Raw genomic sequence first — 15,122 nt, 5'->3', positions numbered from 1 at the left:
CCTATCCAGTCGTTTTTTTCATTATTTGAATGTTCCGCGCCTTGCGCAGGAGATGAGCCTTGGACGTGCGCGCCCTGCGGTATTTCGTCGAGACGGTCCGGCATGCCAGCTTCACGCAGGCGGCCAAGGCGCTGTTCGTGACGCAGTCCACGGTCAGCAAGATGATCCGCCAGCTGGAAGAGGAAGCCGGCACGCCGCTGCTGGTGCGCGACGGCCACACGGCGCGCCCCACCGACACCGGCCGCGTGATGTACCAGCGCGGCCTGCAGGTGCTGGAGACCATGCGCCAGCTGGGCGAGGAAATGCGCCAGACGGCGGAACTGCAGCGCGGTTCGCTGGAGGTCGGCATCCCGCCCATGATCAACCTGCTGTTCACGCCGGTGGTCAAGCGCTTTCGCGAACTGCACCCCGGCATCCACCTGACCCTGCGGGAGGGCACCGGCCGCGCGGTCGAGGACCTGGTGGCGGGCGGCGAACTGGAGGTCGGCGCCACCATCCTGCCGATCGCGCCCGACAGCAGCCTGGCGGCGCAGGCCTTCGGCAGCTATCCCATCTGGGTGATCGGGCCGCCGGATGCGCCCTGGGCGGGCAAGACCTCGTTGCCCTTGAGCGCGCTGCGCGACACCCGCCTGCTGATTCCCACGGACGACTTCGCCATGACGCGGCGGCTGCGCCAGGCGTTCGCCGATGCCGGGCTGCAACCCGGCATCGCGGCGCAGAGCGCGCACTGGGATTTCCTGGTGGCGATGGCGTCGGCCGGACTGGGCGTGGCGCTGCTGCCCGAACCGCTGATGCAGCGGATGAAGACGCGCGGACTCAGCACCGCCAAGCTGGCCAAGTCCGGCCTGCAATGGGAGGTCGGCCACATCTGGCAGCAATCGGGTTACCTGTCGTACGCCGCCCGCGCCTGGCTGGAGGTCTGCGACGCGGTGCTGGGCGGACCCCGGCGAGCCCGGGCCGAGAAGCGCGCGGCGCAGTCCTGAAGCGGCCGCCGCAGGCCTCCGCCGGCCTGCCGACCGCCACCGGCATTCCGGTTCAAATCCGCCCCCATTTTCTGGTTTCGCAGGCCCGCGGATCGGGGCAGGCAACGGCCGGAATCTAACGGGGGACATAGCTGAGTTTTTGTTGCAACGGACCGGGCCGCGGCTTGTTATGCTGCCGCCTCGACGCGATCCCATCGCCCCAAGACTCATGATCCCGAACCCCCAACACCCGCTCTTGCGCGCCCTGCCGCGCCGCCGTTCTTTTGCCGCACTGATGGCCGGCCTGCTGCTGGCGCTGTGCCTGGCGCCGGCCTTCGCCGCCCCGCCCTCTTCGCCCGCCGAAACCGACGCCATGCTGGCCGGCGCCCGCAAGCAGCTCGACGACATCCGCAAGCGCGTTCCGGACGAGACCGACGACGCCAACCTGCTCAAGCAGCGCGGCATTGCCCTGGACATCCAATCCAAGGCGGATGCCACCGCCGATGCGCTCACGCCGCAGCTGACCAGCGTGACCGCGCGCCTGAGCGAGCTGGGCGCCCCGCCCGAGGGCGTCAAGGAAGCGCCCGACGTGGCGGCACAGCGCATGCAGCTGGAGAAGAACAGCCGCGCGCTGGACGCGCAGATCAAGCTGGCGCGGCTGCTGTCGGTCGATGCCGCGCAGACGGCGGAACAGATCTCGGGCCTGCGCCGCACGCAATTCCAGGCGCGCCTGGGCGAACGACGCGACTCGTTCCTGTCCAGCCAATTCTGGGCCGAGTTCCGCGAGGAATTCCCCCGCGACCTGGAACGCCTGGTGGCGCTGCGCGACGATCTGGCCACCGCGGTCGGCCAGACGCCGAAATGGGGCTGGCTGCTGCTGGCCGCGGCGGCGGCGCTGGTGATCGCGCTGCGCGTCTGGATCGGCCGGGTGCTGCTGCGGCTCACAGCCACGCGCGTGCCGCCCGGACGCCTGCGCCGCTCGTTCCTGGCGGTGGCGCTGTTGACGCTGGCCGTCGCCACGCCCGGGGTCATCGCCCTGCTGATCCACATCGGCCTGGACTGGAATTCCCAGCTGTCGGAAAACACCAGCGCCCTGCTGGCCAATCTGGTCGCCACGGTCTGTTTCGGCGGCTACGTGTCGGGCCTGGGCTACGCGCTGCTGTCGGCCAACCGGCCGTCATGGCGTCTGCCGCCGATCTCCGACAAGGTCGCGCACCGCCTGCGCTGGCTGCCCGGCGTGCTGGGCGTGATCGTCGTGATGATCTGGCTGGCCGAACGTCTGCCGGTGCTGCTGAACGCCAGCCTAACCACCACCATCACCCTGACCGGCATCGTGGCCGTGTTCGTGATGGTGACGATGGCGGTGGCGCTGTCGATCGGCCGCCGGCTGCGGCGCAAGGCGCTGCGGGAAGACGGCCCGCCCCCGCCCTTCTGGACCTCGCTGCTGCTGACCGCGACCGGCACGGTGCTGGTGATCAGCCTGGCCAGCCTGCTGGCGGGCTATGTCGCCTTCGGCAGCTTCCTGACCAAGCAGGTGCTGTGGGTCGTCATCATCCTGGCATCGGCCTATCTGCTGGCCGTGCTGATCGAGGATGGCTTCAGCACCTTGCTGGGCACGTCGCACCGCGAAGACAGCGAAGGACCCAGCCTGCGCGACCAGGCCGCCGTGCTGCTGTCCGGCGTGGGCCGCGTGGCGGTGGGCCTGCTGGCCGTGATCCTGCTGCTGGCGCCGTTCGGCGAAGGGCCGATGGATCTGGTGCAGCGCTTCGACCAGTTGCGCAAGGGCCTGGCCATCGGCGAGGCGCAGATCCGCCCGGGCGCGGTACTGCAGGCGTTGCTGGTGCTGGGCCTGTCGCTGCTGGGCGTGAAGATGCTCAAGCGCTGGCTGTCGAACCGTTATCTGCCGACGACGGAACTGGATCCGGGCATGCAGCTGTCGGCCGCGACGCTGTTCGGCTATGCCGGTTTCGTGCTGGCGGTGGCGCTGTCGCTGTCGGCCGCCGGCATCGGGCTGGAACGGGTGGCGTGGATCGCCAGCGCGCTGTCCGTGGGTATCGGTTTCGGCCTGCAGGCGGTGGTGCAGAACTTCGTCTCGGGCCTGATCCTGCTGGCCGAGCGGCCGGTCAAGGTGGGCGACTGGGTGTCGCTGGGCGGCGTCGAAGGGGACATTCTGCGCATCAACGTGCGCGCCACGGAAATCCAGATGGGCGATCGCTCCACCGTGATCGTGCCGAATTCGGAATTCGTGACCAAGACGGTGCGCAACGTCACGCGGTCCAACCCGCTGGGGCTGGTGCAGATCAAGTTGCCGCTGCCGCTGTCAACCGATGCGCAACGGGTGCGCGAGCTGATCCTGCAGGCCTTCGCCGACCATGAGGACGTGCTGGATACGCCAGCGCCGAATGTGTTCCTGGACGGCATCGAAGGCGGCAACCTGGTGTTCAACGCCAAGGGCTATGTCTCGTCGCCGCGCTCGGCCTACGGCGTGCGCAGCGCGTTGTTGTTCACGCTGCTGCAGCGGCTGCACGACGCCGGGCTGGAGGTGTCGTCGCCGCCCACGATGCTGCTGGCATCCGCGCCTCAGGCCGCGGCCTTGCAGCAGCCGGGCGCGGCCGAGGGGCCGGGCGTCGCGGCCACGCCCGCCGCCACGCCCTGAGCCCCCCGGACTGCGATCGCCGCACACGATCATCAACCCGGCGAATAAAAGTCGGTCAGGCCCTGCCGGTCCATGCGCGGATTGCGCAGCGCCGGCGCGTTGAGCATGGCGTTCTGCCCCGACATCACCGGGTAGGCCTGCGCGACCGGCGCCGGCGCCATGTACTGGGCGCTGGGCGACTGCGGCTGGGCGGGCGCGTACTGCGCTTGCGAAGGCGCGACAGGCGCGGTCTGCGCGACGTTCTGCGAGGGATTCTCGAAGCGGTGATCCGCCGTGGTCAGCGAGGGATTGGTGCACAGGCCCTGCGCGGTGAGCGCGGCCTTGGTCCGATCGTCGGTCTGGCACAGGATGTCCACGGCGGCCGTTTCCAGCCGGCGCGACCGGTCCGGATCCTTGGTCGACGCGGCCGCCTGCATGGTGCGCTCGAAGTTGCGCCGCAGGCTGCATTTCTGGTCCTCGACCGGGAACGCCACGTTCATGCCGAAACCGACCACCGAGCCGCCGCCGCCCGCCGACACCATGCAGCTGTCGGAGGAGAACGAACCATAGAAGCTCTGTGCGCCGATCGGCGGCGCGGTCCGCAGGGTGCTCGATCCACTGTTATTGGAATTGAGCGTGATGCCCTGGTTGTTGCCGGCGTTGGTGGAACCCGACGACGCCGAGGTGGACGCGGCGGAAGAGCTGGTCTGGGCGCCCGCGGAAAAGGCCACCAGCGACAGCGACAGGGATAAGGCAAGCGCAAGGGTTTTCATGATGTCCTCTCGACCGGACGGCCGAAGCCGTCCGGATTGCGTGCTGCTCAGTGACCAAAACCGCCCACGGGGCCGATGCCATGGATCGACGCGGTCGCGCCGATCGCGCCGGCGTTGAACGTGCCGGTGGCCGTGGCATTGGTGGTGGTGCTGCCGAACGTGGCGCCGCCGTTGGCGATGCTGTCGCCCACCATGATCGGCGCGTTGCCATGGATCTGGCCGTAGGTTTCGCTGGTCGCGTATTGCCGCGTGCTGGTGACCGCGGTGGTGCCGTCCCGGTTGAACGATCCTCCCGCGGTGGCGACGCCGCCCGTTTCACCGAACGACGTCTGGCTCGACGAGCCATAGCCGTTGATCTGGGTCGAGACCACGGAAGTGCCCGTGGAGACCGAGGACACCGTCCCGGTGATGGTGCCGACATGGCCAGACGCGGAAATGCTGGGCTGGCCCGGGCCGCTCGCATAAGCGGCCGAGACCGCGACGAGGGACAACGCTGCGACTGCTGCGAGCTTTTTCATTTGAGCTCCTCCTGATCCGCTCGATGCGGATGCACAGGTGCCGGTGGCCGACCGGCGCGGACCTTTACCACCCCGACGCATTACGCCCTTACGGCAACGTGGCGTTTGGGACTTTCGTATTGGTACGGAATGATTGCTCCGGACTAAGGACGTCGATATCGGTTAAACGGGCGACCGCCCTCCAGAGAGGGAGCGCGAAGACGTAAAAGATGGCGTGGAATCTGCGAGCACCGCGGCGCAGGCCATGCATATGGAGGAGTCGCGGCGCGCGCCAGCCGGAATTGCTGCGCCGCATCTCAGCTCATAGGATGGGGCGGCGACGCGCGCTCTCGCACGATTTACCTAGCGCGCACGGCGGCGGGCGGCAGGGAGGCAACCTTTAGGCTGACTGTCAGGAGAGTGTGACGGCCGGCGCGACCGGCCCGGGTTCAACGCGGACGATGCGCGGCAATGCGCTCCAGCAGGCGCGCCGATTCCCAGCGCGCCAGCGCCAGGTCCACCGCGACGAGCAGCAGCAACACGCCGAGTTCGGCCAGTTCCATCTCGGCCCACAGGTGATAGCAGGCCAGCAGCGCGATGCCGGTCGCGCCCGCCAGCCAGCAGGGCCACGCCGGCGCCAAGGCGGCGGGCGCGGCGGCGCGGGCCTGGCGCAGCACCAGCCAGGCCACGAGCGGCAGGCCCAGCATGGACAGCGGGATGTAGATCGCAATGGCCGACAGCACCGCGACCACGCTGAACTGCGTCGGCGAGGCCAGCGCCATGAGGGCGAGCGCGGCAACGCCGATGTACCAGAGCAGGCGGGCGGCGACGAGGCGCGGCAGCGAAAGGACGGATCGGTTCATCGGGACGGAATTTTGGGCCATACTACTCCGCCCGGCCGGCCCCTGCCCGGCCTCTTTATCCGGAGACACCATCATGATCCAGGAGATTGCCAGCATCCATGTCCGCGAAGGACAGGAAGCCCTGTTCGAAGCCGGCGTGGCGCAAGCCAAGCCGCTGTTCCTGCGGGCCCGCGGCTGCCACGGCATGGAGCTGTACCGCAGCATCGAGCAGCCGCAGCGCTACACGCTGGTGGTGGATTGGGAAACCGTCGAAAACCATATGGTGGATTTCCGGGAATCTTCCGATTTTCAGGAGTGGCGCAAACTCGTGGCGGGCTTCTTCGTCGAGCCGCCGCAGGTGCACCACGAGCAAAAGGTGGTCTGAGGTTCAGGCCGCGTCCGGCGGATCGTCATACTTGCGCGCGCTGCCGCGAAAGCGATCCGCGGGATACTTCGCCGCGTTCCGGGCCATCTTGGCCTGGACCGCGGCCGCGATGTCCACGCCCAGCTGATCCGCCAGGGCCACCAGGTACATCTGCACGTCGGCGATCTCGTCGGCGGCGTCCGCCAGCAGTGCCGCGGACGGCTGGCGCGACTCCTGTTCGGTCAGCCACTGGAACAGCGCCAGCAACTCGCCCGCTTCTCCCGACAACGCCATCGCCAGGTTCTTGGGCGAATGGAACCGCTGCCACTCGCGCTCGGCGGTGAAGGCCCGCAGCGCCTGCCGGATATGTTCCAGGTCGGACATGATGGCTCCGTTGATACGTGGCGCGGCCTCAGGCCGCGGCCAACCTCGAACTGGCCGCCAATGCGACGGCCACCGTGGTGCGCACGTCGGCCAGCGCCCGGTGGGTGGGCTCCGATGCGCCCACGTGCCGCGCCAGCACATCCAGCTTGTGCGAGGGCAGCTCGGGCCAGGCGCGCCGCGCCAGGACCAGCGTGCAATGCGTGGCGTTAGCGAACGGCAGGCCGGTCTGGAGCGCGGCGGCGTCCAGGAAGCGGCGGTCGAACGAGGCATTGTGGAAAAACACCGGCAGGTCGCCGACGAACGCCAGGAACGCCGCGAAAGCCTGCGCCACGGGCACGCCCTGGCGGTCGACCTCGGACTGGGTGATGCCGGTGAGGCGCGTGATGAACGGCGGCACCGAGGCGCGGGTGCGCACCACCTGCGCGTATTCCTGCTCGGCCGCGCCGCCCGTGCCGACGCGCACCGCGGCGAATTCCAGGATCTCGCACGACGCGGTCGACAGACCGGTGGTTTCCAGGTCGGCCACGACGAACGGACCGCGCAAGGCGTTCAGGGCGGCGGAAACGGCGGCGGACGGCTGCCCGGAGGCGGCGCGCGGCGCGGCGCCGGCCGGCCGCGCACGGCGATAGTAGAAGGCCATGGCCTTACCGCGCCGCAGGCAGCGGCGCGAACCGCGCCGAGCCGTCGGCCAGCTGGCCGAAGAACAGGTCGGCCGGGCGCACCCACAGGCCGCGCGCATGCGGCCACAGGTGCTCGTAGACCACCATGGATTCCTCGGTCTCGGAATGGCGGGCGGTATCGATGTAGCGGTACAGGCCGCCCTTGTAATGGCGGTGGGTGGCGAGAGCCAGGGCTTCGGATTCGGTCATGGGGAATTGCCGCAAAAAACACGGCCCGGGCCGGAAACTTCCTGCCTGGGCCGACGGGTTCGTACAAGACCGTATTTATAGCGCACTCGGGCGGCGGGCGCGCCGCCGCCCTCGCATCAGTAGCGCACGTACTCCAGCACCGGCTTGGGCGGCAGCGGCGTATTGGCGGCCTGCCGGGTGCGCACCGACGGCGCCACCGGCTTGACCGCCGGCCTGAGGGTCGGGCTGCCGCCGTGCAGTTCGTGCGCGGCCTGCAGCGCGGAGGCCGCCTCGGCCGTCATCTGGGTGATGTCCTCGGTGACTTCGCCCAGCTTGGCCGATTGCGCCAGCGAGACTTCCACCACTTCGCCCATGATCTCGGTGACCCGCCGCGACGAGGCGACGATGTCTTCCATGGTGGTCCCGGCCGACTGCACCTGGCGGGCGCCGCTGCCGATCTGCTCGACCGAGGTGGTGATCAGCCCTTTGATTTCCTTGGCCGCGGCGGCGCTGTTCTGCGCCAGGCTGCGCACCTCCGCCGCCACCACCGCGAAACCCTTGCCGTGCACACCGGCGCGCGCCGCCTCGACCGCGGCATTGAGCGCCAGGATATTGGTCTGGAAGGCGATGCCATCCATGACGCCGATGATTTCCGAGATGCGCTTGGAGCTGTCGGTGATGGCGCCCATGGTGCGGACCACGCCCGCGACGGTCTTGCCGCCTTCTTCGGCCACCCGGCAGGCGTCCTGCGCCAGCGAATTGGCCTGGCTGGCGCGTTCCGCGTTTTCGGTCAGGCCCTGCACCGCCACCCGCAGCGTCTGCGCGGCGGTAAACCGTTTGGTGATGTCGGTGGCGAATTTCACCACTTTGAACGGCCGGCCCTCGGCATCGAAAATCGGGTTGTAGCTGGCCTCGATCCAGACATGGCGGCCATTCTTGCCGATGCGCAGGTATTGGCCGGTGTCGTGCTGGCCACTGCGCAGTTTGCGCCAGAATTCCGCATAGGCGCCGCTGCGCGCCTCTTCGGGCAGCACGAACATGCTGTGGTGGCGGCCGCGCACTTCGTCCTCGTGATAACCCACCGCGTTCAGGAACAGGTCGTTGGCGCGGATGATGGTGCCGTCCAGTTCGAATTCGATAATGGCCTGCACTTTGGAAATGGCCTCTAGCTGGCCCTCGGTATCCGCCTGGCGCTGCTGCTGTTCGGTAATGTCGGTGGCGTACTTGACCACCTTGAAGGGGCGGCCGTGTTTATCGAAGATGGGGTTGTAGCTGGCCTGCAGCCAGACGTCGCTGCCATCCCTGCGAGTACGGCGATAACGGCCCGCGTCGTGCGCGCCCTGGCCCAGTTTGTCCCAGAAGGCAAGGTACTCGGCGGATTCCCGATCCTCGGGCACCACGAACATGCGGTGATGCTGCCCCAGCACCTCGTCCAGTTCATAACCCATGGTGTCGAGGAAATTCTGATTGGCCATCAGCACATGGCCTTCGAGATCGAACTCGATAACCGCCTGCGCTTTATGGATGGCCGCGATCTGCCCGTATAGATCCGCTTTCTGCATGCCGCGCTCGCCGCGCAGCAGGCGTTTGAGGGTAAGCCATTGCATGTTGACGTCTCCCGCAGGGAATGGGACGAGTTTGCTGAAAACCGATAGAGAAACCTTGGCTTGCCTGAAGCAGTTGCTTGGCGCGTCCCAGGAATCAAGCGCCGCATGCCGCGCCGCATGCACACGCTTGCCTGCAGTTCCGTCGCCCGGGTAGCGACGGCAGGTCAAGGATTACAGAAAACGGAAGAATGTATCCAGTCGAAAATATTTAATCCTAAAAATCAGCTGTTCTCAATATATTCATTGACGACTTCCTAAAAAAATCGCGGTGATGGGTCTTTCACTGCGTTTCACGATTAACGCCTGTGTGATTTTTCGTTATTGATCAGGGTTAATACGAATCCGCCCCCGTATTTGCAGACATGAGTCGGAGAAATAATGGGGCCCGCGTTGGCGACGGCCCCATTTAATTAACACAACAATAAATCCGCACCGGATCCCGCGCAGCCGCATGCGGCAGCCGCGCACCGGAATCGTTATTCCGCGTCGAGCTCGCGATAATGGCGGAATATGCCCTCGCCGAATGGCAGGCGCCTGCCGCTGGCGAAATACGGCTGCAACGCCGGCAGTTCCGCGACGCGCCGGTGCAAGGCCATGACATTGGGAAACTTCACCGCCTGCGTTCCCATGCGCCTGGGAAAGGCGAACAGCAGGCCGTCGACCAGATGGAACAAGGACAGGTCGGCATAACTCCAGCGCTTGCCGCCGGCCAACCACGCATCGGGGCCGGCCAGCACCCGCTCGAAATATCCCAGGAACTTGGGAATGCGTTCCTCGCGGAAACCGCGGGCGCGCCGCGCGGCCTCGTCCTTCTGGTCCTCGTAATAATCGCTGGCCGAAATCGGGTGGTGGGTATCGTGCGCCTCCGCCACCATGTCGGCGATGGTCAGCTGCAATTGGTTGACCCACAGCCGTCCCGATACCGTGGCGGGCGCCAGGCCGTGCTTTTCCCCGAGAAACAGCAGGATGTTGGCGGTCTGCGCCAGGGTCATTTTCCCGGCCACCAGATAAGGCGGCGCGAAGGGAGGCTGCTTGCGATCGGACAGCATGTCCTGGATCAGCGCGTCTTCGCCGATGCCGGGCTCGCGGGCGCGCTCACGGTAGGGAATACCGCCCGCCTCCAGCGCCAGGCGCACGAATTCTCCGCGGCCGGGAATGCCGTCCCAATACCAAAGGTCGTATGTCATGCGTTCTCCTTGCCGGGGCAAGGCTACGCGGGAAAGACGCTGATCTCGCCTTCGTGCCGCGCGGCGTCCTGCCCGTGGCTCTGCTGATACTGGCGTGGGGATAGTCCGAAATGCGCGCGGAAATCGCGTGAAAAATGCGCGCCGTCGGCAAACCCGCAATCCAGCGCGATTTGCGTGATGCTGCAGGCATTATTAAGCAACAACCAGCTGCCATATTCCAGCCGCAATTGCCGCTGGAACGCCATCGGCGACATGCCGGTGGCCAGGCGGAAGGCCCGTTCCAGCTGGCGCCGGCCCACGCCGACATAACGCGCGATGGCATCCAGCGGCGGCGGATTGTCGATGCGCTGCTCGATGAAATGCGCCGCCTGGCGCACCCGCAGGTCCTGGATGCCGGACAGGTCGGTGCGGAAATGCGCCTGCGGCACGCGGCCCGGCCGCGCGCCCTGCAGCATCATGTGGCGCATGGCCTGCTGCGCCTTGTCGCGGCCGCAATGGCGCGCCACCAGGTACAGGCCCAGGTCGATGGCGGCGGTGGAGCCGGCGCAGGAAATCAGGTCGCCCTCGTCGACGAACAGGCGGTCGACGACGGCACGGGTCGCGGGAAAACGCTCGCGGAAGGTTTCCAGCACGTTCCAGTGCACGCAGACCGTGCGCGGCCCGATCACGTCGGCCTGCGCCAGCGCGAAGGTGCCGGTGCAGATGCCCAGCAGGCGCACCCGCAGCGCCGCCGCCCGCCGCAGCCAGTCGCGCAGGGGCTCGGGCATGCGGCCGCTGGAATAGTCATTGCCGCCGCAGATGGCGACGTAGTCGAACTGCGCCGGATCCTCGGGCAGGCCGGCTTCGACCTCGATGGTCAGGCCGGCGCTGGAACAGCGCGGCTTGCCGTCCCAGCTCATCACCCGCCACGCGGTATGGATCTGGCGGCTGCGCCCGCCATGGTCGCCGGCCAGCCGCAACACATCGACGAAACCGGCGAACGCGGCGAGCGTGAACTGGTCCAGCAGCACGATGCCGATGGTCAGGGCGGGTTTTCCCTGAGGCAGGTGGGCTTCGCCGTCTTCATAGGAGAGCGGCAAGGACGGGGGTGGCGCGGCGACGGACATGACGCAATTATTCAAGTTTATGTCCCGCGTCTTCAAGCTCGTTTTCCCGAGCATCGCCCAAGATGTGCCTGTGGTACCTGAGTCAATGAATCGCGGATCGACAAATCTACAAGGGGAATCCGACATGGCAACAAACACCCGCAGCGCGCTGGGCGCGGCGGCGCTCGGCGCAGGACTATTCCTGGCTTCGCACGCGGCGCTGGCGCAACAGCAGAAAATCACCGTCGCCTGGTACGGCGGCAACTGGGGCGACGCGTTCCGCGCCTGCGTGGCCGAGCCCTTCACCAAGGCCACCGGCGTCACCGTGGTGCCGGAAGTCGGCACCTCCACCACCACGCTGGCCAAGCTGCAGCAACAGAAGGGCGCGCCGACCATCGACGTGGCCTGGATGGACGGCGGCATCAGCGAGCTGGCGCAGCAGGCCGGCGTGCTGGACGCGCTGGACGCCGGCGCCATTCCCAACCTGAAGAACGTCATCGAACAGGGCGTGTACCGCGACGCCAACGCCGCCTATGCGGTCAGCACCGGCTACTACTCGCTCGGCATCACCTACAGCACCAAGGAAGTGACGCAGCCGCCGACCAGCTGGAAGGACCTGTGGAAGCCCGAGTACGCCGGCGCGGTGGCGGTGCCCTCGCCCGCCAACTCGTCGGGCGTGCCGTTCATCTTCTTCCTGGCGCGGGTGTGGGCGATCGACCCGTCGAACCTGGGGCCGCTGTATTCCAAGCTGGCCTCGCTGGACACCGCGCTGTTCTTCGACAGCTCGGGCGCGGCCACCAACGCCTTCCAGAGCGGCGAAGCCGTGATCGGCGCGCACTTCAACGTCGGCGCCTGGGACCTGATCGACAAGGGCCTGCCCATCGGCTTCACCGTGCCCAAGGAAGGCGTGTGGGCCACCGACGCCCGCCTGCACCTGGTCAAGGGCGCGCCCAACAAGGCCGCGGCCCAGAAGTTCATCGACACCGCCCTGACGCCCGATGCGGCCGCCTGCCTGGCCACCAAGCTGTACCTGGGCCCCGCGGTCAAGGACGTGCAGGTGTCCAAGGACGTGGCCCGCAAGCTGCCCTGGGGCGCCGACGGCTCGGTCAAGAACCTGAGCCTGTTCGACTGGAACATCATCAACGCCCGCCGCGCCGAGGTCACCGACGCGTGGAACCGGCAGGTCACCCGCAAGCGCTGAGCAAGGTCCGTTCCCCATGTCCGCTTTGCTCACCATCGAAGGCGTGTCGATGCGCTTCGGCGCCTACCAGGCGCTGGATCGCATCGACCTGGCAATCCAGCAGGGAGAGTTCGTGGCGCTGCTGGGCCCCAGCGGCTGCGGCAAGACCACGCTGCTCAAGTCGATCGCCGGTTTCCTGCAGCCGGAATCGGGCCGCATCCTGATCGACGGCCAGGACGTCAGCCGCCTGCCGGCGCATCGCCGCCCGCTCAATACCGTGTTCCAGAACTATGCGCTGTTCCCGCACATGACGGTGCTGGAGAACGTCGCCTACGGTCCGCGGCGCCAGGGCGCGTCGAAATCGGACGCGGCAGCGCGCGCCCGGGGTGCGCTGGACATGGTCGGCCTGGCCGACTTCGGTCCGCGCTATCCCCGCGAGATGTCCGGCGGCCAGCAGCAGCGCGTGGCGCTGGCGCGCGCCATCGTCAACCAGCCCAAGCTGCTGTTGCTGGACGAGCCGCTGTCGGCGCTGGACCTGAAGCTGCGCAAGCGCATGCAGCTCGAACTCAAGCACCTGCAGGCCCGTCTCGGCATCGCCTTCATCTTCGTCACCCACGACCAGGAAGAAGCGATGACCATGGCGGACCGCGTCGTGGTGATGCACGCCGGCCGCATCGAACAGGTCGGCGCCGGCACCGACATCTACCGCCAGCCGGCCACGCGTTTCGTGGCCGAGTTCATCGGCGACGCCAACTTCATCGCCTACACCGTGGCCGATGACGGCGCCTTGATGCTGGATGCCCAGGGCCTGCGCGTGCCGCTCGCCCAACGCCCGGCCGCGGGCCGCGGCCTGGCCGTGTTGCGGCCCGAAGACCTGAAGCTGTGCGAACGCGCCGACGCCATGCTGACCGGCACCGTGAGCGACGTGATCAACGTGGGCAGCCACAGCATGATCCACGTCGACATCGGCGGCCAGACGCTGGTGGCGCGCCACGGCGGCCTCGCGCCCGGCGGCCTGCATGCCGGCGGCGAAGTGGCGCTGGCGTTCGCGCCCGACCACCTGCACCTGATCGGCGGCCAGCCATGACGCGGCGCGCCTGGCTCTCTCCCGGCCTGCTGCTGGCGGCCCCGGTGCTGTTCTTCGCGGCCTTCTTCCTGGCGCCGCTGGCGGTGGTGGCGCTGGCCAGCGCCACCGGCGGGCCCGACGGCCTGACGCCGACGGCCGCGCAGTACATGAAGGTGCTGGCCGACCAGTACCACTGGGACGTGATCCTGGTGACGTTCCGGCTGGCGCTGTTCACCACCCTCGCCTGCCTGCTGCTGGGCTATCCGCTGGCCTGGTACCTGGTGCGCGTGGTGCGCTGGCAGGCCTGGCGCCGCGCCTGCGTGATCCTGCTGGTGGTGCCGCTGTTCACCAGCAACATCGTGCGCGCCTTCGGCTGGATGGTGCTGCTGGGCCGCAACGGCCTGGTCAACCAGGGGTTGATGGCCAGCGGCGCGGTAGACCGGCCGGTGCGCTTCATCGGCACCGAGCTGGGCATCCTGATCGGCATGGTCTACGTGCTGTTGCCGTTCGTGGTGCTGGCGGTGGGCAATGCGCTGGCGCGGGTCGATCCGGCCTGCGAGCAGGCCTCGGCCGACCTGGGCGCCAGCCCGGCAGCGACCTTCCTGCACGTGACCTGGCCGCTGACGCTGCCCGGCGTGGTGTCGGGCGCCATCATCGTCTTCACGCTGGCGGTCAGCGCCTACGTGACGCCGGCGCTGCTGTCGGGCGGCCGCGTCACGGTGCTGTCGATGCTGATCTTCCAGCAGTACAGCACGGTGTTCGATTTCCACTATGGCGGCGCGCTGAGCATGGTGCTGCTGGTCTTCACCCTGATCCTGGTGGCGCTGGCCAACCGCGCCGCCACCTTGCCGGGAGCCGCGCGATGATCGCCCGCCATCTGATCCGCCTGACCGCGCTGGCCGTGCTGGCCTACCTGGCGCTGCCGCTCGTGGTGATCCTGGGCGCATCGTTCACCGCCACGCCGTACCTGGCGTTCCCGCCGCAGGGCTGGACGCTGGAGTGGTACCGCACGCTGCTGGTCGAAGCCGGCTATGTGGCCGCGTTCACCACCAGCACGGTGCTGGCGCTGGCCGCGACGGTGGCGGCGGTGCTGCTGACGGTGCCGGCGGCGCTGGCGCTGGCGCGCTACGAGTTTCCGGGCAAGGCCGCGCTGACCTCGGTGCTGATGTCGCCGCTGGTGCTGCCGCACATCGTGCTGGGCGCGGCGCTGCTGCAGTTCGGCGCGTATTTCGGCCTGACCCGCAGCTTCCTGTCCCTGCTGATCGGCCACGTCGTGATCATCGCGCCGTTCGTGCTGCGCTCGACCCTGACGCTGCTGACGCCGGAACAGCGCGCGCTGGAAGAGGCCTCGGCCGACCTGGGCGCCAACCCCTGGACCACATTCTTCCTGGTGGTGCTGCCGCAGATCCGTCCGGGCATCGTGACCGGTTCGATCTTCGCCTTCATCTCGTCGTGGATCAATGTGGAGCTGTCGATTTTCAACACCACGGCGGACCTGAACACCATCCCCGTGAAGCTTTTCAACTACGTGCAATACACGATTGATCCGACCATCGCAGCCGTATCGGGCGCCACGATCGTGGCTGCGGTCGTCGCCATCGTGATCCTGGATTTGACCGTCGGGCTGGACATGCTGTCCGAACGCGGCAAATAACTTTCCTCTTCCCCCTATCACCGCCTGGAGTCTCAGTC

Annotated in this window: 16 protein-coding genes; 7 read left to right on the top strand and 9 right to left on the bottom strand. The window is 67.7% G+C overall.

Going from position 1 to position 15,122, the window contains the following annotated elements:
* The first annotated feature begins 59 nt into the window (after positions 1–59).
* Together I6I07_RS14935 and I6I07_RS14930 are read left to right on the top strand one after the other, a co-directional pair.
* On the top strand, positions 60–983 hold the full coding sequence (locus I6I07_RS14935; RefSeq protein WP_198487233.1) for a LysR family transcriptional regulator: 924 nt from the start codon (positions 60–62) through the stop codon (positions 981–983).
* Between the two features lie 208 nt (positions 984–1,191).
* On the top strand, positions 1,192–3,618 hold the full coding sequence (locus I6I07_RS14930; protein ID WP_198487232.1) for a DUF3772 domain-containing protein: 2,427 nt from the start codon (positions 1,192–1,194) through the stop codon (positions 3,616–3,618).
* A gap of 32 nt (positions 3,619–3,650) precedes the next feature.
* On the opposite strand, the gene I6I07_RS14925 is transcribed toward I6I07_RS14930, so the two are convergent.
* From I6I07_RS14925 to I6I07_RS14915, 3 genes are all read right to left on the bottom strand, one after another.
* On the bottom strand, positions 3,651–4,370 hold the full coding sequence (locus I6I07_RS14925) for a hypothetical protein (RefSeq protein ID WP_198487231.1): 720 nt from the start codon (positions 4,368–4,370) through the stop codon (positions 3,651–3,653).
* 47 nt (positions 4,371–4,417) lie between these two features.
* A complete protein-coding gene (locus I6I07_RS14920) occupies positions 4,418–4,888 on the bottom strand; it encodes a hypothetical protein (RefSeq protein WP_035359319.1) in 471 nt (156 codons plus the stop codon).
* A 428-nt stretch (positions 4,889–5,316) separates the two neighbouring features.
* The gene (locus tag I6I07_RS14915; RefSeq protein ID WP_232626089.1) at positions 5,317–5,730 is read right to left on the bottom strand and encodes a hypothetical protein; all 414 of its coding nucleotides are present in this window, start codon (positions 5,728–5,730) and stop codon (positions 5,317–5,319) included.
* A 73-nt stretch (positions 5,731–5,803) separates the two neighbouring features.
* On the opposite strand from I6I07_RS14915, the gene I6I07_RS14910 reads away from it, so the two are divergent.
* Positions 5,804–6,094 (top strand): antibiotic biosynthesis monooxygenase family protein, encoded by a 291-nt coding sequence (locus tag I6I07_RS14910; RefSeq protein WP_006390640.1) that lies wholly within the window; start codon positions 5,804–5,806, stop codon positions 6,092–6,094.
* A 3-nt stretch (positions 6,095–6,097) separates the two neighbouring features.
* Here I6I07_RS14910 and I6I07_RS14905 read toward each other — a convergent pair whose 3' ends face one another.
* The 6 genes from I6I07_RS14905 to I6I07_RS14880 all read right to left on the bottom strand — a co-directional run bounded on the left by I6I07_RS14905 (position 6,098) and on the right by I6I07_RS14880 (position 11,205).
* Positions 6,098–6,457 (bottom strand): nucleotide pyrophosphohydrolase, encoded by a 360-nt coding sequence (locus I6I07_RS14905; protein WP_006390641.1) that lies wholly within the window; start codon positions 6,455–6,457, stop codon positions 6,098–6,100.
* 28 nt (positions 6,458–6,485) lie between these two features.
* Positions 6,486–7,097, bottom strand: coding sequence for a PolC-type DNA polymerase III (locus tag I6I07_RS14900; protein WP_198487229.1), 612 nt, complete (start codon positions 7,095–7,097; stop codon positions 6,486–6,488).
* Positions 7,098–7,101: 4 nt separating this feature from the next.
* Positions 7,102–7,326: a DUF1653 domain-containing protein gene (locus tag I6I07_RS14895; RefSeq protein ID WP_198487228.1), complete on the bottom strand. Its 225-nt coding sequence runs from the start codon at positions 7,324–7,326 to the stop codon at positions 7,102–7,104.
* A gap of 116 nt (positions 7,327–7,442) precedes the next feature.
* Positions 7,443–8,912 (bottom strand): methyl-accepting chemotaxis protein, encoded by a 1,470-nt coding sequence (locus I6I07_RS14890; protein WP_198487227.1) that lies wholly within the window; start codon positions 8,910–8,912, stop codon positions 7,443–7,445.
* 476 nt (positions 8,913–9,388) lie between these two features.
* Positions 9,389–10,099, bottom strand: coding sequence for a glutathione S-transferase (locus I6I07_RS14885; RefSeq protein ID WP_006390645.1), 711 nt, complete (start codon positions 10,097–10,099; stop codon positions 9,389–9,391).
* A 23-nt stretch (positions 10,100–10,122) separates the two neighbouring features.
* Positions 10,123–11,205: a GlxA family transcriptional regulator gene (locus I6I07_RS14880; RefSeq protein ID WP_198487226.1), complete on the bottom strand. Its 1,083-nt coding sequence runs from the start codon at positions 11,203–11,205 to the stop codon at positions 10,123–10,125.
* A 124-nt stretch (positions 11,206–11,329) separates the two neighbouring features.
* Between I6I07_RS14880 and I6I07_RS14875 the strand changes: the two genes are divergently transcribed.
* From I6I07_RS14875 to I6I07_RS14860, 4 genes are read left to right on the top strand one after another with little or no spacing between them, the layout of a single operon-like run.
* Positions 11,330–12,385 carry an ABC transporter substrate-binding protein gene (locus tag I6I07_RS14875; protein ID WP_198487225.1) on the top strand — a complete coding sequence of 352 codons (1,056 nt, stop codon included), beginning with the start codon at positions 11,330–11,332 and terminating at the stop codon, positions 12,383–12,385.
* A 16-nt stretch (positions 12,386–12,401) separates the two neighbouring features.
* Positions 12,402–13,451: an ABC transporter ATP-binding protein gene (locus I6I07_RS14870; protein WP_198487224.1), complete on the top strand. Its 1,050-nt coding sequence runs from the start codon at positions 12,402–12,404 to the stop codon at positions 13,449–13,451.
* Positions 13,448–14,296, top strand: coding sequence for an ABC transporter permease (locus I6I07_RS14865; RefSeq protein ID WP_198487223.1), 849 nt, complete (start codon positions 13,448–13,450; stop codon positions 14,294–14,296). The genes I6I07_RS14870 and I6I07_RS14865 overlap by 4 nt, the downstream gene beginning before the upstream one ends.
* Positions 14,293–15,084 (top strand): ABC transporter permease, encoded by a 792-nt coding sequence (locus I6I07_RS14860; RefSeq protein WP_054428328.1) that lies wholly within the window; start codon positions 14,293–14,295, stop codon positions 15,082–15,084. The genes I6I07_RS14865 and I6I07_RS14860 overlap by 4 nt, the downstream gene beginning before the upstream one ends.
* The last annotated feature ends 38 nt before the right edge of the window (positions 15,085–15,122 follow it).

It is taken from the genome of Achromobacter deleyi (assembly GCF_016127315.1).
Classification (GTDB): Bacteria; Pseudomonadota; Gammaproteobacteria; order Burkholderiales; family Burkholderiaceae_B; genus Achromobacter; species Achromobacter insuavis_A.
This window is presented reverse-complemented; position numbering and strand designations above follow the sequence as displayed.